This is a genomic window from Pseudomonas sp. P39-UII1, from assembly GCF_039672635.1.
GTDB lineage: Bacteria > Pseudomonadota > Gammaproteobacteria > Pseudomonadales > Pseudomonadaceae > Aquipseudomonas.
Map to the genome: position 1 here is coordinate 14,433 of NZ_JBDFPP010000028.1, position 25,752 is coordinate 40,184.

Below are 25,752 nucleotides of genomic sequence, written 5' to 3' on the forward strand. Positions count from 1 at the left end.
CAGGAGAGCGACCATGACCGCCTGCGCCCACGCCGCCCCCCACCTGCCTGCCCTGCTCGCTGTCGGCGAAACCCGCCTGTCGGCCGAGCAGATCTACCCGCGCCTGTTCGACGCCATCCTCGAGCAGCGCCTGCCGCCCGGCAGCCTGCTGCCCGAACAGGCACTGGGCAACGCCTTTGGCGTCAGCCGCACGGTGATCCGCCGGGTGCTCGGGCGCCTGTCGGACCAGCAAGTGGTGGTGCAGCGCCCCAGCCACACCGCACACCTGGCCGCCCCCGACCCACAACAGGCGCGCCAGGTGCTCAGCGCCCGGCGGTTGGCCGAAACCACCCTGATCAGCCTGGCCGCGCAACGCGCACGGCCGGCGCACATCCGCCAATTGCGCGCGCTGGTCGAACGGGAACGCCACCATCACGAACGCGGCGAACGCTGCGCGGCGATCCGCCTGGGTGGCGAGTTTCACCTCAAGCTCGCCCAGGTGGCGGCCAACGCGCCGCTGGCGCGGTTTCTCAATGGCCTGGTGCCGATGACCTCGCTGATCATCGCCCGCTATGAATCGCCTTGTTGCGACCATTGCGCCTGGGAAGAACACACAGCGATCATCGATGCCGTCGAGGCCGGTGACAGCACCGCAGCACTGGCGCTGATGCACGAGCACCTGAACCGCCTGGAAGAAAAACTCGACCTGGAGCAGTGACGCGATGGGCTGCACAGCAGCCCGCCCGAGCCCCTCTTATACTCGGGTAACCCCCCAAGCCTCTTACCCAGGAAGGCGGTCGCGTGAGCACGCGCATCCTCTTGCTGCTTTGTCTCCTGCTGGCCCTCGCGGCCTGTGCCGGCAAGCGCCCGCCTGCCCCGCCGCCGCCTGCCGTACTCACCCCCGCCGCCTGGCAACGCATCGACCAGGAGCTGATCGATGCCTCGGTGGGCGCTGCCGGCTCTGCCAACGACTATGCGCGGCGCTCGATGCGGGTGTGGAAGGAGCAGGTGCAACAACGTACCGAAAGCGATTTCATCCCGTGGTTCACAGGGTACTGGACCCAGCAATGGCTGACGCTCAAGGTGGCCTGGTACAAGCTCGACAGCGGCCAAGGCCGTGAGCCTGCGGAAAAACGCCTTGCCCTGTACCTGCAGGAGCAGTACCACAAAAGGGTGATCGAGCCCGTGGCCGAGCAGATCAACCCCGAAGGTATCCGCGACCGTGCCAGCGAGTTGTACCTGCAACTGTTCGGCCAGCAACTGCAGGGCATCATCCAGCGCTACAACGCCCCGCCCGACCAGCTCAGCCAGCGCCTCAACCGCATCCCCGCCATCAACCTGGGCCCGCCGCCGGCGCGCAATGCCAGCCTTTATCAATTGCTCAAGGCCAAACCGCTCGACCAGCAACCCGCCTGGCTCGCCCTGCGCGAGCACTTGCATCAACAAGCCACAAAAGGCCCTGGGAAGACCGATGTGGGCCTGTCGTCGGTGGCCAACCGCGCCAGCGAAAAACTCGGCGCCACCCTGGCCCCGCGCGGCATCGCCAGTGCCGTGGCGAGTGCGGTGGGCAAGGTGGCCGGGGCGATGATTTCGATCGCGGCGGCGGGCTACGGCATGATGACCCATGACCGCGAGCACCCGGAGATGGTCGAACAGCTGCGGGTGATCCTCAACGTGGCGCTCAACCAGGAATGGCAGGAGCTGATGGAAAACCGCCAAAGCGGCGCCATGGCGGGGGTGTACTACCTGTCGGGGCAAGTCGAGGACAGCTTGCTGTTGGCCAGTGCACCGCGGGCACAGGGGCAAGAACAGCAACCGCAGCCGGCGCGGCAGGCGCCATTATTGATTCGCCTGCCGCCTTAGCGGTTGTTTTTTCGGCCGCTCAGGCCGTGGCCATGGCCGATGTCGGCAAACCGAAGATCCGGTCGAACGCCCAGTTGTAGGCGAACGTGTAGCACGGCACCAGGATGATGAACGCCAGATCCACCAGGAACGCCTCTACCAGGCTCATGCCCAGCCACCAGGCGATCAGCGGAATCAGGTACACCACCAAGGTCAGCTGGAAGCCGATGGCATGCGCCACCCGCCGCGCCACGCTGCGCCCGCGCTTGGCCTGGCGGCTCTCCCAGTACTCGAACAGGCTGTTGTAGATCAGGTTCCAGAGCATGGCGATGGTGGTGATCATCACCGCCAGCGGCCCGGTGTGCGAGGCCTCGGTATCCGACAGGTAGGCCAGCCCCAGGGTCGACATGCACAGGCCGATCAATTCATAGAAAGTCACGTAGACCAGTTTGCGTTTCAGTCCCTGCACGGGTTTACCTCATGTGACAAAAAGCGAAGGGGCGCAAGGATGCTTCAATCCGCTTGACAGAAAAAGTCGGTAGCTTTCAGATTGACTGACAGGAGGCTGCCATGAACTTTTCCAGCGACAACATTCAGCTGTTTCTTGCCGTGCTCGACCGCGGCTCATTCTCGGCTGCTGCCCGCACCCTTGGCCGGGTGCCTTCGGCCGTCAGCATGGCCATCGGCAACCTTGAGGCGGAGCTGGGCTACGCCTTGTTCGAGCGCGGCCCGCGCGAGGTGCGCGCCACTGCCCAGGCACTGGCCCTGGAGCCGCACGCCAGGTTGATCGCCGAACAGCTCGGGCTGCTGCAGGTGCATGCGCTGGAGCTGTCCCAGGGCCTGGAAAGCAGCCTGACCCTCGCTGTGGTCCCGGACATCGACCACCGCCCGCTGCTGGCGGCCATCGCCACGCTCGGCGAGCGCTTTCCGTTACTGGACATCCAGGTACTCAGCGCCCCCCAGGAAGAAGCGCTGCAACTGCTCGACAGCGGCCGCGCCGACCTGTGCCTGGCGTTTGCCGGCCTGCAGGTGGATGCGCACCGGGGGTTTCAGCACATTGGCATGGAGTCGCTGGTGGCGACGCTGTCACCCGCGCACCCGGCACTGCGCGACGGGCGCATCCAGTACCTCGAAGACCTGATCAATGTGCGCCAGATCCTGGTGCGCAGCCGCGACCTGCCATTGGCCGACCCGCGCGCGCTGATCGGCGCCGCGCACTGGTCCACCGACAGCTTCGACCTGGCGCTGCAAATGGTCGAAGCCGGCCTGGGCTGGGGCGACTTGCCACTGGCGCGGGTGGCGCCGCTGATCGACGCAGGGCGCCTGGTGCGCCTGCAATTTCGCAATACCCGCAACGAACTGCAGCTGCCGCTTCATGCCTGCTGGCGCAAGCGGCAACCGCTGCGCCAGGCCGCGCGTTTGCTGATCGAACAGCTAGCAAAACGCTAGCGCACCGTCCGTCGAAATCGCCTCAGCTAGATGACGTAAGTGTTTCAATTTTTTAGGCGAATAGCCGATATCAGAGTGGACAGGCCCGCCATCGCGCCACGAGCGCGCGGCGCCCTCCCCTCAATGGCTCAAGGTCTCGAAACATGAACCTGAAATTTCGCCACAAGATCCTGCTCAGCGCCTGCGGCGTCGTGGTGCTGGCATTTGCCCTGTTCACGCTCTACAACGATTACCTGCAACGCAACACCATCCGCCAGAATATCCAGTCATCGGTGCAACAGGCCGGCGCACTGACTGCCAGCAGCGTGCAGAACTGGATGAGCGGGCGCATCCTGGTCCTGGAAAACCTGGCGCAGGACATCGCCGAACAAGGGGCTGGCGACACCCTGGCGGGGCTGATCGAGCAGCCCTCCTATACGCGAAACTTCCTGTTCACCTACCTGGGCCAGGCCAACGGCGTATTCACCCAGCGCCCCGACACGCAAATGCCGGCCGGCTATGACCCGCGCCAACGGCCGTGGTACGCCAGCGCAGCGAACGCTGGGCAAACCGTGCTCACCGCCCCCTACCAAGGCGCTGTCGGCGGCCTGATGGTAACCATCGCCACGCCGGTGAAAAGCAAGCAAAACGGCGAGCTGGTCGGCGTGGTCGGCGGCGACGTGACCCTCGACACCCTGGTGCAGATCATCAACTCGGTCGATTTCGGCGGCATCGGCCACGCCTTCCTCGCCGACAGCAGTGGCCAGGTGATCGTCAGCCCGGACAAAGACCAGGTGATGAAGAACCTCAAGGACATCTACCCAGGCGCCGGCCTGCGCGTTGCAGCCGACATGCAGGATGTCACCCTCGATGGCCAGCAGCGGTTGATTTCCTTTGCCCCGGTGGCCGGCCTGCCCTCGGCCCAGTGGTACATCGGCCTGTCGATCGACAAGGACAAGGCCTACGCCGCACTCGCCCAGTTCCGCACCTCGGCGATTATCGCGATGCTCATCGCCGTGGCCGCCATCGCCGGCCTGCTGGGCCTGCTGATCCCGGTGCTGATGCGCCCGCTGACCACCATGGGCCGCGCCATGCGCGACATCGCCGAGGGTGAAGGCGACCTGACCCGCCGCCTGGACGTGCAGCACAAGGACGAGTTCGGCGAACTGGCCACCTCGTTCAACCACTTCGTCGAGCGCATCCACACCTCGATCACGGAAGTGTCTTCGGCCACGCGGCTGGTGCACGACCTTTCCGAGAAAGTGGTCCATGCATCCAATGCCTCGATCATCGGCTCCGAAGAGCAGAGCATGCGCACCAACAGCGTCGCCGCAGCCATCAACGAACTGGGTGCCGCCACCCAGGAAATCGCCCGCAACGCCGCCGACGCCTCGCAACATGCCAGCGGCGCCAGCGAGCAGGCCAATGGCGGGCGGCAGGTGGTCGAAGAAGCGATCAATGCCATGACCGCCTTGTCGCAGCGCATCAGCGAATCGTGTGAGCAGATCGAAACGCTCAATGCCAGCACCGACGAAATCGGCAAGATCCTCGACGTGATCAAGGGCATCTCCCAGCAGACCAACCTGCTGGCGCTCAACGCCGCCATCGAAGCCGCCCGCGCCGGCGAGGCCGGGCGTGGCTTTGCGGTGGTCGCCGACGAGGTTCGCAACCTGGCGCACCGCACCCAGGAGTCGGCCGAAGAAATCCACCGCATGATCACCAGCCTGCAGGTGGGCTCTCGCGAAGCGGTGCACACCATGAACACCAGCCAGGTCTCCAGCGAACAGACCGTGCAGGTTGCCAACCAGGCCGGTGTGCGTTTGGCCAGCGTGACCCAGCGCATCGGCGAGATCGATGGCATGAACCAGTCGGTGGCAACCGCGACCGAAGAACAGACTGCCGTGGTCGAGAGCCTCAACCTGGACATCACCCAGATCAACGCGCTCAACCAGCAAGGGGTGGAGAACCTTAACCAGACGCTGCAGCATTGTGATGCGTTGGCCCAGCAGGCCGGGCGGCTCAAGCAACTGGTGGGCAGCTTCCGTATCTGACGGCGTCGACGGGGGGCTGCCATGCAGCCCCTACACCCGCCTTGCCGAGTGCGCGGCCAGGCGCGGCCGGTTATAACCTAATAACGAACAAGTCTATTTGGCTATAAAAACTACCTATATGCTGGCACCCATCCGATCACGGGCTAAAGCTGGGCAGTCGAGTAGCGTATGGATGTAGGTTCTTTCGGTTTCACCATTGCCGGACTGGTTGTGGGTTTCATCGTCGGCATGACCGGCGTCGGTGGCGGTTCGCTGATGACTCCGATTTTGCTGTGGTTCGGCATCAGCCCGGCCACTGCCGTGGGCACCGACCTGCTCTACGCCGCCATCACCAAGGCCAGTGGCGTCTGGGTGCATGGCCGCAACAAGAACATCGACTGGAAGATCACCGGCTGGCTCAGCCTGGGCAGCGTGCCGGCTGCCGCCCTGACCCTGTGGTTCCTCAGCACCCTGCACACCGACACCTCGGCGCTCAACGCCGTCATCAAGCAGGGCCTGGCCGTGGTGTTGATCCTCACCGCGCTGGCGATCCTGTTCAAGACCCGCCTGCAGGCGTTCGCCAATCGCCATGCCGGTGACCATTACTCGCTCAGCGACCGCAGCCTGAACATCCTCACCGTGCTGACGGGCGTGGTGCTGGGGGTGATGGTCACGCTCACCTCGATCGGTGCTGGCGCACTGGGCACCGTGGCGTTGTTCCTGCTGTACCCCTTCCTGGTCACCCGCCGCCTGGTGGGCACCGAGATCGCTCACGCCGTGCCCCTTACGCTGGTTGCAGGGCTTGGCCACGCCGGCATGGGCAACATGGACTGGTCGCTGCTGGGCTACCTGCTGCTCGGCTCGCTGCCAGGCATCTACCTGGGCAGCCACCTCACCGGGCGCATTTCCGACCGCGTGCTGCGGCCTTGCCTGGCGGCGATGCTGCTGTTGATCGGGTACAAGTTGGCGTTTTGAGTGGGGCGCAAGTCTTGAGTATTGGCGGTGGGGCGCAAGTCTTGAGATTGGCGGTGGGGCGCAAATCGAGCGCCGCCCGCGCGGCGCATCGCGGGCAAGCCCGCTCCTACGGTCTACCTCCGGCCAATTATGCCAGTGGCATCTTCACCGTCCGCCTTGTGTGCTCGACTCGATATCAAGGCGGGTACTGTTAGCTTCACCTCAATCGCAAGCCATGTACCAAGGCTGGCAGTGGAGATGTAGCTGACAGCACTGGCCGCAGGTAGACCGTAGGAGCGGGCTTGCCCGCGATGCGCCGCGCGGGCGGCGCTCGATTTCGACAACGCTGAAAGACCCACGACAAGCACGCCCCCAAGCCAAATCACCCAAACCGCAACCGCCACTCCCCCGCAAAGCTCAGCTCAACCCGCGATAACGGCAACACATCGACAAGCCGATACGCCGACATCGGGCAACCCAGCACCTGCACCAGCACCGCGCGAATCACCATCGGGTGGGTCACCGCCAACCACTCACCCGGCGCCTCGAACCCCGCCAGCCAAGCCGCCATGCGCTGGCACAGCGCAGCGAACGATTCACCGCCATGCGGCGCGCTGTGCGGGTCCTGCAGCCACTGCGCCAACGCCTCGGGTTGCTTCGCCTGCAGCGCTTTGAGTGAGCGCCCCTGCCAACGCCCAAAGTCACAATCGGCCAGCGCCGGCTCGACTTGCACCTGCGTCGAAAACCACGCCGCTGTCTCACCCCCACGCCGCTCAGGCGCTGTCAGCACCCGCACCTCAGGCACCAGGGGCAATGGCTGAGCGTCCAGCGCCAGGATGCCATCGTCAGGACGGTGCAGGCGCCCGACCTTCTGGGCCTGGGTCAGGGCATGGCAGATCAACGTGAGGCGTACGGCTTTCACCAGAAGGCTCTTTGCAAGGGCGGGGGCGACTGGTTTAGCACGCCCTGGTTTTTTTCCGCAACATTGTCGCTGCCGATGAGGAACACTGCGCTACGATCGCCACTCCAATTTAGGCGAAATGCCACCAGAGCCCACCCGATGCCAGCCAGTTCCTCCTCTCCTAGCCCGTTGCTGCTCGCCCTGCGCGAAGGCACCCGTGACTGCCACAAGGCGCTCGAAGCCCGCCTGCCATTCTTCGAAGCCAGCTTCGACGTCGCCGCCTATAGCCGACTGATCCAGGCTTACTACGGGTTTCATGCGCCGCTCGAGGCCCGCCTGGGGGCTTATCAGGAGCCCATGCGGACCAAGACGCCAACGCTCACGCTGGACCTGCAGGCCCTGAGCTTGAGCGCTGCCGACATCGACGCCCTGCCCTTGTGCCAGGCGCTGCCCGCCATCAGCAGCGAGGCCAGCGCGCTGGGTGTGATGTACGTGGTCGAAGGCTCGACCCTGGGCGGCCAGGTACTGAAGCGGGCCATGGCCGAACGCCTGGGGCTCGGGCCTGCCGAGGGCACGGGCTTTTTCGACGTGTACGGCGCTCAGACTGGCAACTACTGGCGCAGCTTCCTCGACCGGCTCGGCCAGGCGTCGGCTACCCCTGCAGCGCAGGCCGCGACCGTGCAGGCCGCCATCGAGACGTTCCAGTGCTTCGAAAACTGGCTTGGGCAACGCCACGTGCTGAACTGAAAGGCCCCACTCAGGCAAACACCTGTAGCCCGCCCCATGCTGGCAGCAGGCCCACCAACCCCACCGCTAGCCGTGGCCAATAGGGCAACAGCAGCACCAGCACCAACCCCGCCAACGACATCACCGCGAACCAGGCCACAGGCCCCATGGCCCAGCCCCAGGCCTGGGCGCAGAGCACCAGGCTGAGCACCAGCGCCAACCAGCCTGCAGCGCGCAGCACGCGACGCACAGCCGGCGGGCAACCCCTGCTCCAGACCTGCTTGTAATGCCGCTCCAGCCCTTGGCACAACGCGAGCATCCCGGCGTAGGCGAACAGCACGCCACCTGCGAACAGCATCATCATGCTCCGGCCTCCACGCTGCGCCCGGCTCTGCCTTTGAGCGGCGCTGGCGCGGCATGCTGCACGCGCCACGCCACCATGCCGAGCAGTACGCCCAACACCCCGGCGCACGCCACCACTCCCTGGCGCAACCCATCAGCCAGCCCGCCGAACACGCCAAGGCCGACGCACAGCAGCGCCGTCAGCCCCAACTGCTCGACCCATGCCCGGCGCGCCGGCCGGATCCCCGCATGCAATAGCGCCAGCAGCCAGACCCCGAAGAACGCGCGCACCTCCCAACCTTCGCGGTGCGCAAGTTCCACCGGCAGCAAGCGGCTGGCCCACAGCAACCCCACACACGCCAGCAGCAACCCGGCGACGAAGCCGATGTTGCACACCTCGGCAACCCGGTACCACCGCCGCGCCGAGGCATCAGCGCTGGCAGTGGCATACTTGCGCCCACGCTTGACGCAGAACAGCACCAGGCCACTGGCGATCATCACGCAGCTGATCGCTCCGCAAACGAAGTACAGCCAGCGCATCGGGTACCCGCCGAACTGGGCGAAATGCAGGCCGACCATCACCCGCTGAGTCAACGGTGCCGCGCGCCACTCGGTCACGTCGCTGAGCAGTTTGCCGCTGACACCGTCAAAGACCATTGCCTGCCCCTTGGACAGCGCGATGCGGTTACCCAGTTCGGGGCGGATTTCGATACGGGCGCCAGCGGTGTTGGGGTTGCGAATGTTGAAGCCGGATATCGGCCCCAGCGCTGCCTCGGCCTGGGCCAGCAGCGGCACCACATCGGTCAGTTGACCCGGTTGTCTGGCCTGCCCGCGCGGCTGCTCCAGGCGGCCGTTACCCTGGGCCTGGAAGTACGCACGGTTATCACCGGCGAACAGCGCATCCACACCTGCCGGAATGTAGATAAGCATGAAGATCACCAGGCCGGTGTAAGTGATCATCAGATGGAACGGCAGCAGCAGCATCGCGCTGGCGTTGTGAAAGTCCAGCCAGGAGCGCTGGCCCTTGTTTGGCCGGAAGGTGAAGAACTCCTTGAAGAGCTTCTTGTGGATGACGATGCCGGTGACCAGCGCCGCGAGCATCACCAGCGCCAGCCCCCCGACAACGAAGATGCCCCAGTTGCGCGGCAGGTCGAGGGTGAAGTGGAAGCGGAAGAAGAAGTTGCCGCCCACGCTGTCACGCACGTCGATGGCCTCGCCGCTGTGCGGGTCGAGGTGGACCGCTGTGCCATGGCGCCGATCGCCGGTGGACACCCGCAGCCCGGGCGAGCGCTCGCTGGGCAGGCTGACGCCCCAGTTGCCGGCCTGCGCTTCGTGGGTTTGCAGATAGCCGATGGCACGCCGTGCGGCATCGGCCTGGGACACGCCACTGGCCGGGATCTCCGGTTGCATCCAGTGGTTAAGTTCCTTGTCGAACACCGCCAAGGTGCCGGTCACGAAGATGGCGAACAGCAGCCAGCCGAAGATCAAGCCGCCCCAAGTGTGTAGCCAGGCCATCGATTGGGTGAAGGTGTTTTTCATGCCAGCCACTCCAGCGCCTGCGGCCAGAAGCCAACCAGCGCCAAGGGCACGGCCGCGGCCAGCGGCGCCCAGGCGCGCCAGGCGTCACGGCTGGCGAAGGCCCAGAGGATGGCGGCGGTGTAGAAAACGAACGCCGGCAGTGTGGCGACGATGACGGCGTCGGCAGGGGCCAGCGGCAGGAGGCGGGCCAGGCAGGCGCTGGCGGCGTAGCTGAGGGCGTAGCCACCCAGCAGTGCGGCGCTGCTGCGGGAGAGGATCTGCAACCAGGCGGGGGCTTGGATCATCGGGTAGTCCTTTGCAGGGGGCAGTGGCTTCTGGGGCTGCTGCGCAGCCCTTTCGCGACGCAAGGCCGCTGTTACAGGGGGTCGCGTAATGCCTGTAAGAGTGGCCTTGCGTCGCGAAAGGGCCGCAGAGCGGCCCCTTGCAATCAAAACGAGATATTCAGCGAAGCAAACACCGCCCTGCCCGGCTGGTTGTAAGTGTTGGCGCCGGAACTGCTGGCGTTGCCCCCACGCAGGATCTGTTTATCGAACACGTTGTTCACCCCCACCCGCACGTCATAGTTGGCGTTGAATTTGTACCCAGCGCTGACGTCCACCAGCCCGTACGCCTCGACATCTTCCTGTGCCTCGACGTCGTAGTCCTCCTGGGTGCGGTAGTTGTAGGTCGGCGACTTCTGCTTGCCGTAATAGGTACCCGCCACCTGGAACGACAGCTTGTCGGTGGCGCGCCAGTCCAGGGTGCTGTTGACCGTGTATTCGGGGATCACCGACAGCGGCTCGCCCGTCTCGCGGTTGTCGTTGTCGAGCATCCAGGTCAGGTTGGTGTTCCAGTCCAGCGTCGGCGCCAGTTCGATGAAGAAGTTGCCCTCGATGCCTTCCACGCGCGCTTCGCCCGCATTCTCCCACTGGGTCACACGGCGGCCGCTGTTGATGGTGTAGAGCACATCGGTATCACCGATGATCTTGTTCTTGTAATCGTTGCGGAAGTAGGTCGCGCTGGTGCGCCAGGTGCCACGGTCGTACAGCAGGCCGATCTCCTTGTTGACGCTGATTTCCGGCTTGAGGTCGGCGTTGCCCTGCAGGTAGCAGCCACCCGAGTTGGACTGCTGCACGCTGCAGCCGTTGCCACGGCTGTAAAGCAGGTAGTTGGGGTTGGACTGGTACAGGTTCGGCACCTTGTAGGCCCGGGCGATGCCACCTTTGACCGACAGCGCGTCAGTCAGCTTGTGCGACAGGTTGAGGCTCGGGCTGAAGTTGTCGCCGAAGGTTTCGTGGTGGTCAAAGCGCAGGCCCGGGGTGACCGTGGTGTTGCCGAGGATGATGTTGTCCTCGACGAACAGCGCATAGCTCTTGGCGGTCATCTTCGAGTTGCTGCGGTCGAAACCGCTGATCACATCGCTGCCACCGCCACTCGGGTCGAAACTCTGCGGGCGGAACGAGCCTTGGTCGTTGAGCGATTCGTACAGGTACTCGCCGCCCAGGGTCAGCACGTGTTCGCTGCTGCCCATGGCGAACGGCAGGTTTACCTCGCTGCTCAGGCGGGTGTTGCGCAGCCGCGACATGGCCGCGCCACTGTCGTTGATCGCGCCTTCCGGCCCACCGGCCAGGCCTTCGTTGAGGCGCCAGTTGCGCACGTACTCGTAGGCCAGGCTGGTCTTGCTGGTGCCCCAGCTGAAATCGCCCAGGTGGGTCAGGTCGTAGGTGTTGCGCTGCATGACGTTGGTTTCATGGCCGTACAGGCTGTTGATCAGGTCGAGGTTGCCACCCCCGTTGCTGTTCATGGTGTCGCCGGCGTAGATGTTGCCTTGGCGGCCATAACCGGCGCTGGCTTCGAGGCGGTGCTCGTCGTTGAGTTTCCAGCTCAGCAGGCCGTTGATGTCTTTATTGCGCACGCCTTCACGCCCGGCGACCAGTGCGCTGTTGGCGTGGTCGGCGTTGATGTCGAGGTCGTCGGCATCGGTCTTGGCCAGGCCGCCATACACGCGCAAACCGAGGTTGTCGGTGAGCCCGCCGCTGACGTTGAAGTTGGCACGGCGGCTGACGCCCTCGGCGCTGTCTTCGGGCATCTGCGTGTAAAGGTTGAGGTTGCCCTTGAACTGTTCGGAGGGGCGCTTGGTGATGATGTTGACCACCCCGCCCATCGCCCCCGAACCGTAGCGCGCCGCAGCCGGCCCGCGAAGGATCTCGATACGCTCGACCGCCTCGGCCGGCACCCAGTTGGTGTCGCCACGGGTATCACGGTCGCCGTTCCAGCCATAGCGCACGGCATTGCGCGCGCTGGACGGTTTGCCGTCGATGAGGATCAGGGTGTTCTCCGGGCCCATGCCGCGCAGGTCGATCTGCCGGTTGTTGCCGCGCGCGCCACTGGCGCTGTTGCCGGTCAGGTTGACCCCAGGTTCGCGGCGGATGATGTCGGACAGGTCGTTGGCCGGTGGCCGGCGCTTGATGTCCTCTTCGGTGATGACCGACGAGCCCAGCGCCTGCCGGGCTTCGCGCTCTGCGGTGACCAGGGTGTCCTGGATCACCAGCGCATTGTCGGCGACCGGCACCTCCAGCACCTCACCGGCGCGCCGCTGCTCGGCTTCGGCTGCGGTCGCCATCATGGCCGGCGACGCCAGCGCGACGAAGGCCAGGGCCAGGCTGTTGGGTGAGGTTCTGGACTGCATTGCTACATCTCCTGCGGTAGGTAAGCGAATGGGCACATCCCTGCCAGGAAGCCGGGGGCCCACGCCCACCGGCCTCGCAAACACTGCTTGGGGGCCAACAGGGGTGGTAAATATAGTGATTCTCAATTGAGGTGGAATCTTATTTACGAAACTTACATGTTTGTAACGGAACTTTTCAAAAGCCGAGATGGCCCGTGTACAGTCACCACACCCCTCCTCCCTGTGTCGAGACAGCGTGTTCATGCTCCCAGCCGCCCTGATCTTCCTGTTCACCCTGACCCTGGTCATCTGGCAACCCAAAGGCCTCGGCGTTGGCTGGAGCGCCACCCTCGGCGCCGTTCTGGCGCTGGTGTTCGGCGTGGTGTCGTTGCATGACATTCCTGCGGTGTGGGCGATCATCTGGAACGCCACCGCCACGTTCATCGCCCTCATCATCATCAGCCTGCTGCTGGACGAAGCGGGGTTCTTCGAGTGGGCGGCGCTGCATGTGGCACGTTGGGCGCGCGGTGACGGGCGCCGACTGTTCGCCTTCATGGTGCTGCTGGGCGCGGCAGTGTCGGCGCTGTTCGCCAATGACGGCGCGGCACTGATCCTCACCCCGATCGTGATGTCGATGCTGCTGGCGCTACGCTTCTCCCCGGCGGCGACCTTGGCGTTTGTCATGGGCGCAGGGTTCATTGCAGACACCGCCAGCCTGCCGCTGGTGGTGTCCAACCTGGTGAACATCGTTTCGGCGGATTACTTCAAGCTGGGTTTCAACGCCTACGCCGCGGTAATGGTGCCGGTGAACCTGGTGGCCGTGGCGGCCACGTTGCTGGTGCTGTGGCTGTACTTTCGCCGCGACATCCCGCTGCGCTACGCCACCGATGAGCTCAAGCTGCCGGCCATGGCCGTGCGCGACCGGGCGACCTTCCGCGTCGGCTGGGTAGTGCTGCTGGCGCTGCTGGCCAGCCTGTTCGTGCTCGAACCCATGGGCATCCCGGTAAGCGCCGTGGCCGCAGCGTGCGCTGCGGTGCTGTTCGCCGTCGCCGCCCGTGGCCATGTGATTTCCACCCGCCGCGTGCTGCGTGAGGCGCCGTGGCAGATCGTGGTGTTTTCGCTGGGGATGTACCTGGTGGTCTACGGCTTGCGCAACGCCGGCCTGACCGACTCGCTCGTCACCGCACTCAACTGGCTGGCCGGGCATGGGCTGTGGGCTGCGTCGCTGGGTACCGGGCTGATTGCGGCGCTGCTGTCGTCGGTGATGAACAACCTGCCCAGCGTGCTGATCGGTGCATTGTCGATTCACGCCAGCGATGCCCAGGGCGTGGTGCGCGAGGCGATGATCTACGCCAACGTCATTGGCTGCGACCTCGGGCCGAAGATCACCCCGATTGGCAGCCTGGCCACGCTGCTGTGGCTGCATGTGCTGGCGCGTAAAGGGGTGTATATCGGTTGGGGGTATTACTTCAAGGTTGGGCTGCTGTTGACCGTGCCGGTGTTGCTGGTGACGTTGGCGGCGCTGGCGCTGCGGTTGAGCTTTTGACGTCTAGGCCAAGCGACGCAATGTCTCTACGTCTGAGACGTAGGGATGCAGTATGCTGACGATCATTGAGTCGCCACTTTCCACCAAGCAGTGGCCCGATTAATGGATCGCACAAATCATGCCCCTGACCGAAAAAGAACTGATGCTGCGTGATGCCACCCGCAACATCGGCGAAGAACTCCTGGCGTCCATCCGCGATGTAAAAGCTGGCCGCCAAGGTGCGGTACATCAGGTGGAAGTGACCGAAGCCGCTGAGGCGCGAAGCAGAACAGGGCTTTCACAACTGAAATTTGCAGCGTTGCTGGGCGTCTCGGTACGTACGCTTCAAGAGTGGGAGCAAGGTAGGCGCACGCCTTCTGGCGCGGCGCGGTCGCTGCTGCATATTGCAGCTTCCCGTCCCGACGTTTTCCGCGACGTACTCCAAGGCCGCTGATTTCGGAGCCAAAAGGGCCGCATCAGTTGGCGCCCACCCACCCATCCCATTTGCATCCTGCGCACAGGCTCCTACAGTTTCGAACGTAGCTACCCTGCCGAGGCGCCCATGCGCAGCGTCGAAAAAACCACGCAAATGGCCACTTCCAAGGCCCTGGTGAAAATCCCGCGCAGCGTCTGGGTGCTGGGGTTCGTGTCGATGTTCATGGACATTTCCTCGGAGATGATCCACGCCCTGCTGCCGCTGTACATGGTCACCGTGCTCGGCACCTCGGTGGTGGCGGTGGGCGTGATCGAGGGTATCGCCGAGGCCACCGCGTCGATCACCAAGGTGTTCTCTGGTGCACTCAGCGACCGGCTGGGCAAGCGCAAGCTGCTGACGGTGCTGGGCTATGGCCTGGGCGCCCTGACCAAGCCGGTGTTCCCCATGGCGTCGGGGCTGGACTGGCTGATGGGTGCGCGTTTCGTCGACCGTATCGGCAAGGGTATCCGCGGGGCGCCGCGGGATGCGCTGGTGGCCGACGTGACCCCGGCCGAGTTACGCGGCGCAGCGTTTGGCCTGCGCCAGGCACTGGACACCGTCGGCGCATTGCTTGGGCCGTTGCTGGCGATCATGCTGATGTGGCTGACGGCAAGCCATTTCCAGACGGTGTTCTGGGTGGCCGTGATTCCGGCGTTCATCGCCGTGTACATCCTGGTGGCTTTCGTCCGCGAACCTGAAGCCTCGCCCACTGCGCGCCCGGTACGTGCGCCGCTGGCATTGCACGAGCTCGCACGCCTGGGCCCGGCCTACTGGCGGCTGATCGGCCTGGCCATGGTCTTCACCTTGGCCCGCTTCAGCGAAGCTTTTCTGCTGCTGCGCGCGCAGGACATGGGCCTGGCGCCGTTATGGGCGCCAGCCGTGCTGGTGCTGATGGCGCTGGCCTATTCGCTGTCGGCCTACCCCGCCGGCGCGCTGTCGGACCGCGTGGGCCGGCGTGGCGTGCTGGTGACCGGGCTCGGGCTGCTGATCGCCGCCGACCTGCTGCTGGCGCTGATGCCGGGCTGGGCCGGGCTGGTGCTGGGGGTGGCGGCCTGGGGGCTGCACCTGGGCTTCACCCAGGGCATCTTCGCCGCGCTGATTGCCGACACTGCGCCGGCCAACCTGCGGGGCACGGCGTTCGGCCTGTTCAACCTGCTGACCGGGGTGGCGCTGCTAGTGGCCAGTGTGGTGGCAGGGCTGCTGTGGGATGGAGTCGGGTTTCAGGCCACGTTCCTGGTCGGTGCCGGTTTTGCCGGCGCTACCCTGGCGGGGGTGGCGTTGGGGGCTTCATGAGTCGGTTTTCGTCAAAGGGGGGGTAGATGAATGTTTGAGATGCGGGCGCATGCCTGCAGGTAGTTGTCGCCATCAAGATCGAGCGCCGCCCGCGCGGCGCATCGCGGGCAAGCCCGCTCCTACGGTCTACCTCCGGCCAATTATGCCAGTGGCATCTTCACTGTCCGCCTTGTGTGCCCGACTCGATATCGATGCAGTGGAGATGTAACTGACTGCACTGGCCGCAGGTAGACCGTAGGAGCGGGCTTGCCCGCGATGCGCCGCGCGGGCGGCGCTCGATCTCATGAACATCAATCCAACAACGGCGAGCGCTTGAAGCTCATGCCGCATCCGAGAAGCCCGCGAAGCGGCCGGGGCCGTCGACCTAGACCTGAAGCTCAACCTCCGGCCGCTGCTCCAGCAACGCCCAGCCACCCTGCCCGTCCACTTCCAGCCGATGGGTATGAAACGCACCCAGCGTGCTGCGGTGCCCGACGCTCACCAGCAAGGTCTGCGGCAGTTCATTGCGTAACAGCGAATACAGCGCATGCTCCAACCCTTCGTCCATCGCCGAGGTGGACTCGTCGAGGAACACCACCTGCGGCCGGTTGAACAGCACACGGGCAAAGGCCAGGCGCTGCTGCTCGCCCACCGACAGGATGTGCGACCAGTCGCAGCTCACCGCCAGGCGCTCGGCCAGGTGGGCCAGGTTCACCTGGCGCAGCGCCTGCTGCATGCGCGCTTCATCCTCGAGCGTGCTGCCTGCCGGGTAGGCAATGGCGGTACGCAGATCGCCCAGCGGCAGGTACGGGCGTTGCGAGAGGAACAGCGCCTGGCTGCCGGTGGGCCGCCTGACCTCGCCCTCGGCATAGGGCCACAAGCCCGCCAGGGCGCGCAGCAAGGTCGTCTTGCCGCTGCCCGAAGGCCCTTTGATCAGCAGCGCCTGGCCGGCGTGAAGGCGCAGGTCGAGGTCGGCGATCAGCGCGTGGCCGTCGGGGCGCAGCACCTGCAAGCCAGTGATATCCAGAGCCTGTGCCTGCTCTCGGGTGCTGACCCGAGGCAGCGTACTGGCCTGCTGGTTGGCATCGAGAAACCCGGTCAGACGGTCGAGGGTGGCGCGGTACTGCGCAAATGTGTCGTAGGACTCACGGAAGAACGACAGCGCATCCTGCACCTGGCCAAAGGCCTGGGACGTCTGCATCACATCGCCCAGCTTGATGGCGCCACTGAAAAACCGCGGCGCCTGGAGAATGAACGGGAACACCACGGCAACCTGGCTGACACCCAGGTTGAAACCGCTGAACTTCAGGTTCCGGAACACCAACGCCCAGGCGTTGACGATCAGCGCGCCAAAGCGGCCCAGCAAGGTACCCCGCTCTACCTGCGCGCCCTGGTAGAAGGCGATGTTCTCGGCGTTCTCACGCAGGCGCATCAACGCGTAACGGAAGTTGGCGGTGAGTTTTTCGTTGAGGAAATTCAAGCGGATCAACGGGCGCCCAAGGCGGAAGGCAATCCACGTGGCGATCAGCACATACACGTACACGGCAAACACCATCGCCCGCGGGATCTCCACCCCCGCCACCGCCAGCGGCGCCGACAGCCCCCAGAGGATGCCGGTGAAAGCCACCAGCGACACCAGCGCGCTGACCGCGCCCAGGGCCAGCGTGACCGAATTGGTCACATAGGCATTGACGTCCAGTTCGATACGCTGGTCCGGGTTGTCCACCGGCTCGGCGAGGAATTGCCCGCGGTAATAGGCATCGCCGTGCATCCAGTCGCGGGTCAAGCGTTCGGTCAGCCAGACGCGCCAGTGGATGCTGAAGGCCTGGGTCACATAGAAGGTCAGCAACGCGCGCAGTACATGGAGGGTCGCCAGCACCGCGAACACCCCGAGCAGGTACCAGAACGCCGCCTGGTCAAGCGCTTGCAGGGCGCTGTAGAAGCCGTTGTACCAGAACGAGAACAGCACGTTCATGCGTACCGAGAACAGCGTCAGCACCAGCAGCACTGCGAACACCAGCAGTGGCCGCCAGCTGCGCCTGAAGGTGAAATACGGGCCGGCGAGCTGCCAGAACTGGCTGCCCCAACGCGTGTAGCGTATGGCCAGGGTAGCGGCGGCGGTGAAGCCGATCAGGGTGATGAACGAGGCGATTGCAAGCCAGCTCAGGCTCTCTTGCAGGGCCTGGTGCCAGTTCATGTCCATGGTGGGTATCCGTGACGAGTGTTTCGGCGAGCGTAGCATTGCGCAGCGGCTGGCCTGGCATTCATGACGGACATTTCATGTTGGCTGTACCGGCCCTATCGCCGGCAAGCCGGCTCCCACAGGTACGCTGTAGGAGCGGGCTTGCCCGCGATAGGGCCGGTACAGCCAACAGTTAACCCAAAGCCTCCACCACCTTGGGGTCCAACCCCTCCCCTGCATGGGCCGCCACCCACTCCCCCAACTGCCTGCGCATCGCCGGTGTCCAGAAGCTCTGCAAATGCTGGCGCACCCCTTTTACCGCCAGCGCATGGTCCGGCTCGCTGTCGAAATAATGGGCAATCTGGTTGGCCATCTTGACCAGGTTGTCGCTGCTCATCGGCGCACCTCGGCTTTCTCCGGTTTGTCGGCCGCACGGCGCTCCTTGAGCAAGCGCCGCTGTTCATCACTGAAGTCCTGGTAGCGCTTCTGCCATTCCGACGGGTGGAACACCTTCACCACCTCCACCGCCGTGACCTTGTACTCAGGGCAGTTGGTGGCCCAGTCGGAGTTGTCGGTGGTAATCACGTTGGCGCCGGACTCGGGGAAGTGGAACGTGGTGTACACCACCCCGGGTGCCACCCGGCCGCTGACCTTGGCGCGCAGTACCGTCTGCCCGGCGCGGCTGCCGATGCCGACCCAGTCGCCGTCGCGGATGCCACGGCTTTCAGCGTCGCTCGGGTGCAGCTCGAGGCGGTCGGCGTCGTGCCAGGCGGTATTGCCGGTACGGCGGGTCTGGGCGCCGACGTTGTACTGGCTGAGGATGCGCCCGGTGGTCAGCAGCAGCGGGTAGCGGCTGTTGACCTTCTCGTCGGTGGGCACATAACCGGTGAGCATGAAACGCCCCTTGCCGCGCACGAACTGGTCGATGTGCATGGTGGGCGTGCCATCGGGCGCGGCGTCGTTGCACGGCCACTGCAGGCTGCCATGGCGGTCGAGCTCGGCGTAGCTGACGCGGTGGAAGCTCGGCGTCAGGCGGGCGATCTCGTCCATGATCTCGGACGGGTGGCGGTAGCTCATCGGGTAGCCCAGCGCGTTGGCCAAGGCCACGGTGGCCTCCCAGTCGGCCTTGCCGGCCAGCGGCTGCATCACCTTGCGCACCCGCGAGATGCGGCGCTCGGCGTTGGTGAAGGTGCCGTCCTTTTCCAGGAACGAGCTGCCCGGCAGGAACACGTGGGCGAACTTGGCGGTTTCGTTGAGGAAGATGTCCTGCACCACCACGCACTCCATGGCGCGCAGCGCAGCGGTGACGTGCTGGGTGTTGGGGTCGCTCTGGGCGATGTCCTCGCCCTGGCAGTACAGCGCCTTGAAGCTGCCGTCCAGCGCGGCCTCGAACATGTTGGGGATGCGCAGGCCGGGGTCGGGCTGCAGGGTCACGCCCCAGGCCTGCTCGAATTCGGCGCGCACGCCCTCGTTGGAAATATGCCGGTAGCCCGGCAGTTCGTGCGGGAACGAACCCATGTCGCACGAGCCCTGCACGTTGTTCTGCCCACGCAGCGGGTTCACCCCTACCCCTTCACGGCCGATGTTGCCGGTGGCCATGGCCAGGTTGGCGATGCCCATGACCGCAGTGCTGCCCTGGCTGTGCTCGGTCACGCCCAGGCCATAGTAGATCGCCGCGTTACCGCCGGTGGCATACAGCCGGGCGGCGGCGCGGATCTGCTCGGCGGGCACGCCGCACACGGGCCCCAGTACTTCTGGGGCGTTCTCTGGCTGGCTGACGAAGTCGCGCCAGCGGGCGAAGTCTTCGGTTTCGCAGCGGGCGTCGATGAAGCGCTGGGCCAACAGGCCCTCGTTGACGATCACATGGGCCAATGCGTTGAGCATGGCCACGTTGGTGCCGGGGCGCAGCTGCAGGTGCAGTTCGGCGCGTGCGTGGGGCGAATCGACCAGGTCGATGCGCCGGGGGTCGATGACGACCAACCGTGCGCCCTGGCGCAGGCGGCGCTTGAGCTGCGAGCCGAACACCGGGTGGGCATCGGTGGGGTTGGCGCCGATCACCAGGACCACGTCGGCCTGCATCACCGAATCGAAACTCTGGGTGCCGGCCGACTCGCCGAGGGTCTGCTTGAGGCCATAGCCGGTGGGCGAATGGCAGACCCGCGCGCAGGTGTCGACGTTGTTGTTGCCAAACGCCGTGCGCACCAGCTTTTGCACCAGGTAGGCTTCTTCGTTGGTGCAGCGGCTGGAGGTGATGCCCCCAATCGAGTCACGCCCGTACTTGAGCTGGATGCGCCGGAATTCGCTGGCCGCGTAGGTGACGGCTTCGTCCCAGCTGACCTCCTGCCACGGGTCTTCGAGGCGCTTGCGGATCATCGGTTTGGTGATGCGGTCGGGGTGGGTGGCGTAGCCCCAGGCGAAGCGGCCTTTGACGCAGGCATGGCCGTGGTTGGCGCCGCCGTTCTTGTCCGGGACCATGCGCACCAGCTGGTCGCCCTTCATTTCGGCACGGAACGAGCAACCGACGCCGCAGTAGGCGCACGTGGTAATCACCGAGCGCTCGGGCTGGCCGATCTGCACCAGGCTTTTCTCGGTCAGGGTTGCGGTCGGGCAGGCCTGCACGCAGGCGCCGCACGACACGCATTCGGAAGACAGGAAATCGTCACCACCTGCGGCCGCTACACGCGATTCGAAACCGCGCCCGGTGATGGTCAGGGCGAAGGTGCCCTGGATGTCTTCGCAGGCGCGCACGCAGCGGCTGCAGACGATGCACTTGCTGGGTTCGTAGTCGAAGTACGGGTTGGAAACGTCTTTTTTCTCGGCCAGGTGGTTGGCGCCGTCATACCCGTAGCGCACCTCGCGCAGGCCGACCTGCCCGGCGACGGTCTGCAGCTCGCAGTTGCCGTTGGCCGAACAGGTCAGGCAGTCCAGCGGGTGGTCGGAGATGTACAGCTCCATCACGTTGCGGCGCAGGTCGGCCAGGCGTGGAGTTTGCGTGCGCACCACCATGCCTTCGCTCACCGGGGTGGTGCACGAGGCCGGGTAGCCGCGCATGCCGTCGATCTCGACCATGCACAGGCGGCACGAGCCGAACGCTTCCAGGCTGTCGGTCGCGCAGAGCTTGGGGATATGGGTGCCGAGCATCGCGGCGGCGCGCATCACCGAAGTGCCCGCGGGCACACTGATGCTGCGGCCGTCGATGTCGAGGTTGACCTGCACATCGCTCTGGCGTGCCGGGGTACCGAGATCGGTCTCGGGGTCGAAGTAATTGATCACTGCGCGGCCTCCGTGGTGGTCAGCCCGAAATCGGCGGGGAAGTACTTGAGGGCGCTGGCCACCGGGTAGGCAGTCATGCCGCCCATGGCGCACAGCGAGCCGTACTGCAGGGTGTCGCACAGGTCGCGCAGCAGCAGCGCCTGGTCGTGGCGTTCGGTGAAGTCCTGGGTGGCGATCAGGCGGTCGACCACCTCCATGCCGCGGGTCGAGCCGATGCGGCATGGCGTGCATTTGCCGCACGACTCCTCGGCGCAGAACTGCAACGCGAAGCGCGCCATGCTGGCCATGTTCAGGGTGTCGTCGGCCACCACCACGCCGCCGTGGCCCAGCATCGCGCCCATGGCGGCGAAGGCCTCGTAGTCCAATGGCGTGTCGAAGTGGCTGGGCGGCACCCAGGCGCCGAGCGGGCCACCGACCTGCGCGGCCTTCAGTGGCCGGCCGCTGGCGGTGCCGCCGCCGTAGCCTTCCACCAGCTCACGCAAGGTCAGGCCGAAGGCACGCTCCACCAGGCCACCGTGGCGGATGTTGCCGGCCAGCTGGAACGGCATGGTGCCCAGCGAACGGCCCATACCGAAATCGCGATAGAACGCCGCGCCCTTGGCCAGGATGATCGGCACCGACGCCAGGGTGAGCACGTTGTGCACCAGCGTCGGCAGGCCGAACAGGCCCTGCAGCGCCGGCAGCGGCGGTTTTGCGCGGACGATGCCGCGCTTGCCTTCGATGGATTCGAGCAGCGCGGTTTCCTCACCGCAGATATAAGCGCCAGCGCCGACCCGTACTTCCAGGTCGAAGGCATGGCCGCTGCCGGCCACGTCGTTACCCAGGTAGCCGGCAGCTCGGGCGATGGCACAGGCTTGCTCGAGCACGCGGATCGCGTCGGGGTATTCCGAGCGCACGTAGATGAAGCCCTTGTCGGCACCCACGTCGAGCCCGGCGATGATCATGCCTTCGATCAGCAGGAACGGGTCGCCTTCCATCAGCATACGGTCGGCAAAGGTGCCCGAGTCGCCTTCGTCGGCGTTGCACACCACGTACTTTTGCCCTGCCCCGGCGTCGCGCACGGTGCGCCACTTGATGCCCGCCGGGAACGCCGCGCCGCCGCGGCCGCGCAGGCCGGAGTCGAGCACGGCGGCGACCACTGCAGCGCCGCCCAGCGCAACAGCGCTTTGCAGGCCTTTGAAGCCGCCGTGCGCACGGTAATCCTCCAGCGAAAGCGGCCGGGTGACACCCGCGCGGGCGAATAGCAGGCGCTGCTGGGTTTTCAGATAAGGGATTGCCTCCACGGGCCCCAACGCCAGTGGATGGCCACCGGGTTGCCCGGCCAACGCGTCCAGCAATGACGGCACGTCTTCAGGGGTGACCGGGCCGAAGCCCTGGCGGCCTTCTGCGCTTTCGCACTCCACCAGCGGCTCGAGCCAATACAGCCCACGTGCACTGGTACGCTGGATATCCAGCGGCAACTGGCGGCGTTCGGCCTCGCGCTGCAAGGCCTCGACGACCTGGTCGGCACCCACGGCACGGGCCACCGAATCGCAGGGGATAAACAGCTTCAACATGCTGTGTCCTCCAGGCAACCGTTCACCAACGACCGCAGCCGCTCGGGGGTGAGGCGCGCATGCAGCTGGCCGTCCAGCTCCAGGGCCGGCGAGCAGGCGCAGGCACCCAGGCAATACACCGGGCGCAGGCTGATGGCACCGTCGGCGCTGGTGCCATGGTCGTCCAGCGCCAGCTGTTCACGCAGTTGCGCGGCCAGGGCTTCGCTGCCACGGCTCTGGCACGACTCGGCGCGGCACAGGCGCAGGGTGTGCCGGGCGGGCGGCGAGGTACGGAAATCGTGGTAGAAGCTGATTACCCCGCGCACCTCGGCCAGGCTGAGGTTGAGGGCGTGGGCAATGTCAGGCACGGCGGCATCGGGGATGAAACCGACGCTTTGCTGAACGGCATGCAGGATCGGCAACAAGGCGCCGGGAGTACCCTGGTGGCGGTTCAGGATGCTGTGGATCACGGGCAGGTGGAGCAATTCATCAGGCATACAGCGGACCTCGGCATCACGGCCCCCGCCTGTTGTTGTCAGTGGGCAGGTAACCGGCGTGTTCTGCTGCGGCACACCGCCCACGTCACGGTAGCGTGGTTGTCGGTAGCCTCCTTGCCGATGGCCGTGCGTCTGCGCGCACTGGGCTCAAGGGCATCCCACAAGCATGGCACTTGTGGCGCCGAAGGGATGCGCGCGAACGACCAGGCGCATCCTGAAACCGACCAGAGGGCGAGTCAGCCCAGCACCACATACAGGTCGCGGTCAGCTGTTTTTGCGCATGCCCATGTGCGCATCGTCCATCAGTGCCTTGGCCATCTCGCACAGGTAATGCGCGGCCCAGACCAGCGCGGGTTCGTTGTCCATCACACCTATGAAGGATGCGCGCCGCGAGCAGTCCATCAATATCGAGGCCTGCTCGATGGCATGGGTACTGCAGTTGCCGGGCTCTACGCGAAACAGTCGCTTTCCTTTGACCACGCCTTCCATGCAGTTTGCCGAGCCCACGGTGAAGCCCAGCCTGCCGATGCCCTCTGGGAGTGCCTCGTCCATTTTCAATCCTCTTGATCTGTTGGGGCTGTGCGGGCCGCTTCGCGGGGTAAACCCCGCCCCCACAGGCCTGCGCTGTACCTGTAGGAGCGGGTTTACCCGCGAAGAGGCCCGCATAGACGCTGAAGTGGCCAGGCTAGTGCAACGTGCGCACCTGCCGCCTGCCCTTCAACTGCACCTGGGCAATCGCCGACTCCAGCAATGTGCGCACCGCTTCCATTTCGTGCATCACGGTCATGGTCATGATGGTGGCGGGAGATTTGGGCAACGTGGTGATGGCTTGATGGGCCACGGCCAGGCCGCACAGCAGGCATTCGGTGGCTTCGATCAGGGTGTCTTCGAGGTAGTGGGATGAATCGGCGGAATAAGGGGGATCGGGGACTATTTTGATCATGGCAACTCCAAACAAAATGAGTGGGGCCGTCGCCATATCACTTGCAGATGATTGGGTGGCGGCTGCGCACGGGCCTGCAAGACCGGACTTGGAGGCCTTTTATCCGGCTGGTCCGAAAACCACCCGCACGCAGCCACCATTGAAAATCAACAGTAACTGAGGCCAAAACCAAGTTCGGGCTTGCAGACCCGGCCGCTGTTTTTTTCCAGCGACCCGGCGAGACTAGAGGGCTCAGGTTTCCATCGCAATGGCTCAAAGGCGCGAGGAGGATGATTCAGAAAAGGACTACACGCTAGGGGAAAAATCTGATTCCTTTCTTGTAGGAACCACTAGAAAACAACCCGTTTTTCCCTCTAAGGAAATACCCCGTCACACCTACAAAAGCTCAATGGGAAGCGTAACGATCAGCCGATTCTCGGTAAAATCGTTCGCGCCAAAATCACGCCCGACCTTCGCATTGATCCAGCGAACACTAAGCCCCTGCAGCCTGCGAAACTGAAACGTATAGGTCAGCGCCACATCCCGCTCCCATTCCCGGCCATCCGCAGTGTCGGCATTGTTGATATGGTCGCCATGGGTATAGCGCGCCAACAGCATCAACCCTGGTATGCCCAACGCTGCAAAGTTGTAGTCGTAACGCAGTTGCCAGGACCGTTCGTTGGCATACACGAAGGTGTTGGCGAACATGTCATTGGCCAGGGTGCTGCCCAGCGTGCGATCGAGGGTCACCCAGCCGTCCTCCCCGTACATCCGCTGCAACCCCAGATAGAATCGATGGCCACCGTGCGCGGCAGAGACCAGCAGTGACGCCGCCTGGTTATCCAACTGCCCTGCGTAGGCATGCCCCGTGTCGCGAGTATCGAAGGCACCGAGCACACCGCTGAGTGTCCAGCCCCCAACCGGCCGAGCGTGAGAAATGCTGAAGTAGTTCTGCCGGTAGATATCTTGCAGTTCAGCCGTCCACGCGCCCACAACCGAGTCTTTAGCCAACGCGTACTCACCGCCAAAATAAGTGAAGCGGTCCGCTGTCGCGGTGGCCACGGTGCGGCCACCGATCGACGGGTAAAGGTCTTCGCTGTCCGCCGCGCTTCGCGGGCTGAATGAGTGAATGCGCCCCGCGTGCAGCGTGAGGTGCTCTATGTCGTTTGAGGTCAGCATCGCGCCCTGAAAGGTTTGCGGCAGTAACCGGCCGTCATTGAAGCGCAGGATGGGCAGCTCGGGCATCAGTTCACCCAGCCTTAGTTCAGTGTGCGAAATACGCACCTTGGCCGTCAGGCCCAGCCGACCATATTCACCGGGTGCGCGGCCATCATCATGGTCATAAGGCAGCAGCTCCGTGCCCGTGCGGTCACGGCTGCTATCCAGCTTCACACCCCATAACCCCAGCACATCCAGGCCAGCGCCGACAGCCCCTGGGCTGAAGCCCGAAGTGGCTTTGAAGATGAACCCCTGAGCCCATTCCTGGCGCTGGCTTTGCACCGCGCCAGCATCGCTGTAGTCACGATCGAAGTAATAATTACGCAGCAATAACGTTGCCTTGCTCTCGTTCAGCACGCCCGCATCGGCATCCACCGTGCAGGCAGACAGGCACAGCAACCCCGCCCAACCAGTGGGGAGTTTCACATTCAACATGGCGAATTCCTTTGTTGTACTTGTTGTGGA

23 protein-coding genes are annotated in these 25,752 nt (G+C 64.9%); 9 read left to right on the forward strand and 14 right to left on the reverse strand.

The features are described 5' to 3' along the window. Nucleotides 1-13 precede the first annotated feature (13 nt). Nucleotides 14-697: a GntR family transcriptional regulator gene (locus ABEH27_RS23135; RefSeq protein ID WP_346615793.1), complete on the forward strand. Its 684-nt coding sequence runs from the start codon at nt 14-16 to the stop codon at nt 695-697. 83 nt (nt 698-780) lie between these two features. Beyond that, the gene (locus tag ABEH27_RS23140; protein ID WP_346615794.1) at nt 781-1,842 is read left to right on the forward strand and encodes a hypothetical protein; all 1,062 of its coding nucleotides are present in this window, start codon (nt 781-783) and stop codon (nt 1,840-1,842) included. A 19-nt stretch (nt 1,843-1,861) separates the two neighbouring features. Here the strand turns inward: ABEH27_RS23140 and ABEH27_RS23145 are convergent, their stop codons facing one another. After that, nucleotides 1,862-2,290, reverse strand: coding sequence for a PACE efflux transporter (locus ABEH27_RS23145; RefSeq protein ID WP_346615795.1), 429 nt, complete (start codon nt 2,288-2,290; stop codon nt 1,862-1,864). Nucleotides 2,291-2,391: 101 nt separating this feature from the next. On the opposite strand from ABEH27_RS23145, the gene ABEH27_RS23150 reads away from it, so the two are divergent. The 3 genes from ABEH27_RS23150 to ABEH27_RS23160 all read left to right on the forward strand — a co-directional run bounded on the left by ABEH27_RS23150 (nt 2,392) and on the right by ABEH27_RS23160 (nt 6,254). Continuing rightward, nucleotides 2,392-3,270 carry a LysR family transcriptional regulator gene (locus ABEH27_RS23150; RefSeq protein WP_346615796.1) on the forward strand — a complete coding sequence of 293 codons (879 nt, stop codon included), beginning with the start codon at nt 2,392-2,394 and terminating at the stop codon, nt 3,268-3,270. A gap of 143 nt (nt 3,271-3,413) precedes the next feature. Continuing rightward, nucleotides 3,414-5,300, forward strand: a complete 1,887-nt coding sequence (mcpA, locus tag ABEH27_RS23155; protein ID WP_346615797.1) for a methyl-accepting chemotaxis protein McpA — start codon at nt 3,414-3,416, stop codon at nt 5,298-5,300. A 168-nt stretch (nt 5,301-5,468) separates the two neighbouring features. Then, a complete protein-coding gene (locus tag ABEH27_RS23160) occupies nt 5,469-6,254 on the forward strand; it encodes a sulfite exporter TauE/SafE family protein (protein ID WP_346615798.1) in 786 nt (261 codons plus the stop codon). Between the two features lie 361 nt (nt 6,255-6,615). Here ABEH27_RS23160 and ABEH27_RS23165 read toward each other — a convergent pair whose 3' ends face one another. Next, nucleotides 6,616-7,155, reverse strand: a complete 540-nt coding sequence (locus ABEH27_RS23165) for a histidine phosphatase family protein (RefSeq protein WP_346615799.1) — start codon at nt 7,153-7,155, stop codon at nt 6,616-6,618. A gap of 138 nt (nt 7,156-7,293) precedes the next feature. On the opposite strand from ABEH27_RS23165, the gene ABEH27_RS23170 reads away from it, so the two are divergent. Next, nucleotides 7,294-7,881, forward strand: a complete 588-nt coding sequence (locus tag ABEH27_RS23170) for a biliverdin-producing heme oxygenase (protein ID WP_346615800.1) — start codon at nt 7,294-7,296, stop codon at nt 7,879-7,881. 10 nt (nt 7,882-7,891) lie between these two features. On the opposite strand, the gene ABEH27_RS23175 is transcribed toward ABEH27_RS23170, so the two are convergent. The 4 genes from ABEH27_RS23175 to ABEH27_RS23190 all read right to left on the reverse strand — a co-directional run bounded on the left by ABEH27_RS23175 (nt 7,892) and on the right by ABEH27_RS23190 (nt 12,409). Then, nucleotides 7,892-8,224 carry a DUF3325 domain-containing protein gene (locus ABEH27_RS23175; protein ID WP_346615801.1) on the reverse strand — a complete coding sequence of 111 codons (333 nt, stop codon included), beginning with the start codon at nt 8,222-8,224 and terminating at the stop codon, nt 7,892-7,894. After that, a complete protein-coding gene (locus tag ABEH27_RS23180) occupies nt 8,221-9,741 on the reverse strand; it encodes a PepSY-associated TM helix domain-containing protein (RefSeq protein WP_346615802.1) in 1,521 nt (506 codons plus the stop codon). Before ABEH27_RS23180 ends, ABEH27_RS23175 begins: the two co-directional genes overlap by 4 nt. After that, nucleotides 9,738-10,025, reverse strand: coding sequence for an iron transporter (locus tag ABEH27_RS23185; RefSeq protein ID WP_346615803.1), 288 nt, complete (start codon nt 10,023-10,025; stop codon nt 9,738-9,740). Before ABEH27_RS23185 ends, ABEH27_RS23180 begins: the two co-directional genes overlap by 4 nt. Before the next feature lie 143 nt (nt 10,026-10,168). Next, nucleotides 10,169-12,409, reverse strand: coding sequence for a TonB-dependent siderophore receptor (locus tag ABEH27_RS23190; RefSeq protein ID WP_346615804.1), 2,241 nt, complete (start codon nt 12,407-12,409; stop codon nt 10,169-10,171). A gap of 241 nt (nt 12,410-12,650) precedes the next feature. Between ABEH27_RS23190 and ABEH27_RS23195 the strand changes: the two genes are divergently transcribed. The 3 genes from ABEH27_RS23195 (at nt 12,651) to ABEH27_RS23205 (ending at nt 15,681) form a co-directional block, all read left to right on the forward strand. Beyond that, nucleotides 12,651-13,934 (forward strand): arsenic transporter, encoded by a 1,284-nt coding sequence (locus ABEH27_RS23195; protein WP_346615805.1) that lies wholly within the window; start codon nt 12,651-12,653, stop codon nt 13,932-13,934. A gap of 118 nt (nt 13,935-14,052) precedes the next feature. Then, nucleotides 14,053-14,367 carry a helix-turn-helix domain-containing protein gene (locus tag ABEH27_RS23200; protein WP_346615806.1) on the forward strand — a complete coding sequence of 105 codons (315 nt, stop codon included), beginning with the start codon at nt 14,053-14,055 and terminating at the stop codon, nt 14,365-14,367. Between the two features lie 108 nt (nt 14,368-14,475). Beyond that, the gene (locus ABEH27_RS23205; protein WP_346615807.1) at nt 14,476-15,681 is read left to right on the forward strand and encodes an MFS transporter; all 1,206 of its coding nucleotides are present in this window, start codon (nt 14,476-14,478) and stop codon (nt 15,679-15,681) included. A gap of 364 nt (nt 15,682-16,045) precedes the next feature. Here ABEH27_RS23205 and ABEH27_RS23210 read toward each other — a convergent pair whose 3' ends face one another. From ABEH27_RS23210 to ABEH27_RS23245, 8 genes are all read right to left on the reverse strand, one after another. Next, on the reverse strand, nt 16,046-17,863 hold the full coding sequence (locus tag ABEH27_RS23210; protein WP_346615808.1) for an ABC transporter ATP-binding protein/permease: 1,818 nt from the start codon (nt 17,861-17,863) through the stop codon (nt 16,046-16,048). Between the two features lie 172 nt (nt 17,864-18,035). Further along, nucleotides 18,036-18,239 carry a formate dehydrogenase subunit delta gene (locus ABEH27_RS23215; RefSeq protein ID WP_346615809.1) on the reverse strand — a complete coding sequence of 68 codons (204 nt, stop codon included), beginning with the start codon at nt 18,237-18,239 and terminating at the stop codon, nt 18,036-18,038. Next, a complete protein-coding gene (gene fdhF / locus ABEH27_RS23220) occupies nt 18,236-21,115 on the reverse strand; it encodes a formate dehydrogenase subunit alpha (RefSeq protein WP_346615810.1) in 2,880 nt (959 codons plus the stop codon). Before fdhF ends, ABEH27_RS23215 begins: the two co-directional genes overlap by 4 nt. Next, nucleotides 21,112-22,671: an NADH-ubiquinone oxidoreductase-F iron-sulfur binding region domain-containing protein gene (locus ABEH27_RS23225; protein ID WP_346615811.1), complete on the reverse strand. Its 1,560-nt coding sequence runs from the start codon at nt 22,669-22,671 to the stop codon at nt 21,112-21,114. The genes fdhF and ABEH27_RS23225 overlap by 4 nt, the downstream gene beginning before the upstream one ends. Beyond that, nucleotides 22,665-23,147, reverse strand: a complete 483-nt coding sequence (locus tag ABEH27_RS23230) for a formate dehydrogenase subunit gamma (protein ID WP_346615812.1) — start codon at nt 23,145-23,147, stop codon at nt 22,665-22,667. Before ABEH27_RS23230 ends, ABEH27_RS23225 begins: the two co-directional genes overlap by 7 nt. A gap of 264 nt (nt 23,148-23,411) precedes the next feature. Further along, a complete protein-coding gene (locus ABEH27_RS23235; RefSeq protein ID WP_346615813.1) occupies nt 23,412-23,699 on the reverse strand; it encodes a DUF3077 domain-containing protein in 288 nt (95 codons plus the stop codon). Nucleotides 23,700-23,832: 133 nt separating this feature from the next. Further along, the gene (locus tag ABEH27_RS23240; RefSeq protein ID WP_346615814.1) at nt 23,833-24,090 is read right to left on the reverse strand and encodes a hypothetical protein; all 258 of its coding nucleotides are present in this window, start codon (nt 24,088-24,090) and stop codon (nt 23,833-23,835) included. A 375-nt stretch (nt 24,091-24,465) separates the two neighbouring features. Beyond that, nucleotides 24,466-25,722: an OprD family porin gene (locus ABEH27_RS23245; RefSeq protein ID WP_346615815.1), complete on the reverse strand. Its 1,257-nt coding sequence runs from the start codon at nt 25,720-25,722 to the stop codon at nt 24,466-24,468. Nucleotides 25,723-25,752: the final 30 nt, after the last annotated feature.

Excerpts from the sequence above, each read along its gene's own strand:
- ABEH27_RS23135 (WP_346615793.1), top strand. The coding sequence starts at position 14 with ATGACCGCCTGCGCCCACGCCGCCCCCCACCTGCCTGCCCTGCTCGCT.
- ABEH27_RS23150 (WP_346615796.1), top strand. The coding sequence starts at position 2,392 with ATGAACTTTTCCAGCGACAACATTCAGCTGTTTCTTGCCGTGCTCGAC.
- mcpA (WP_346615797.1), top strand. The coding sequence starts at position 3,414 with ATGAACCTGAAATTTCGCCACAAGATCCTGCTCAGCGCCTGCGGCGTC.
- ABEH27_RS23160 (WP_346615798.1), top strand. The coding sequence starts at position 5,469 with ATGGATGTAGGTTCTTTCGGTTTCACCATTGCCGGACTGGTTGTGGGT.
- ABEH27_RS23170 (WP_346615800.1), top strand. The coding sequence starts at position 7,294 with ATGCCAGCCAGTTCCTCCTCTCCTAGCCCGTTGCTGCTCGCCCTGCGC.
- ABEH27_RS23175 (WP_346615801.1), bottom strand. The coding sequence starts at position 8,224 with ATGATGATGCTGTTCGCAGGTGGCGTGCTGTTCGCCTACGCCGGGATG.
- ABEH27_RS23180 (WP_346615802.1), bottom strand. The coding sequence starts at position 9,741 with ATGAAAAACACCTTCACCCAATCGATGGCCTGGCTACACACTTGGGGC.
- ABEH27_RS23185 (WP_346615803.1), bottom strand. The coding sequence starts at position 10,025 with ATGATCCAAGCCCCCGCCTGGTTGCAGATCCTCTCCCGCAGCAGCGCC.
- ABEH27_RS23190 (WP_346615804.1), bottom strand. The coding sequence starts at position 12,409 with ATGCAGTCCAGAACCTCACCCAACAGCCTGGCCCTGGCCTTCGTCGCG.
- ABEH27_RS23195 (WP_346615805.1), top strand. The coding sequence starts at position 12,651 with ATGCTCCCAGCCGCCCTGATCTTCCTGTTCACCCTGACCCTGGTCATC.
- ABEH27_RS23200 (WP_346615806.1), top strand. The coding sequence starts at position 14,053 with ATGCCCCTGACCGAAAAAGAACTGATGCTGCGTGATGCCACCCGCAAC.
- ABEH27_RS23205 (WP_346615807.1), top strand. The coding sequence starts at position 14,476 with ATGCGCAGCGTCGAAAAAACCACGCAAATGGCCACTTCCAAGGCCCTG.
- ABEH27_RS23210 (WP_346615808.1), bottom strand. The coding sequence starts at position 17,863 with ATGGACATGAACTGGCACCAGGCCCTGCAAGAGAGCCTGAGCTGGCTT.
- ABEH27_RS23215 (WP_346615809.1), bottom strand. The coding sequence starts at position 18,239 with ATGAGCAGCGACAACCTGGTCAAGATGGCCAACCAGATTGCCCATTAT.
- ABEH27_RS23225 (WP_346615811.1), bottom strand. The coding sequence starts at position 22,671 with ATGTTGAAGCTGTTTATCCCCTGCGATTCGGTGGCCCGTGCCGTGGGT.
- ABEH27_RS23230 (WP_346615812.1), bottom strand. The coding sequence starts at position 23,147 with ATGCCTGATGAATTGCTCCACCTGCCCGTGATCCACAGCATCCTGAAC.
- ABEH27_RS23235 (WP_346615813.1), bottom strand. The coding sequence starts at position 23,699 with ATGGACGAGGCACTCCCAGAGGGCATCGGCAGGCTGGGCTTCACCGTG.
- ABEH27_RS23240 (WP_346615814.1), bottom strand. The coding sequence starts at position 24,090 with ATGATCAAAATAGTCCCCGATCCCCCTTATTCCGCCGATTCATCCCAC.
- ABEH27_RS23245 (WP_346615815.1), bottom strand. The coding sequence starts at position 25,722 with ATGTTGAATGTGAAACTCCCCACTGGTTGGGCGGGGTTGCTGTGCCTG.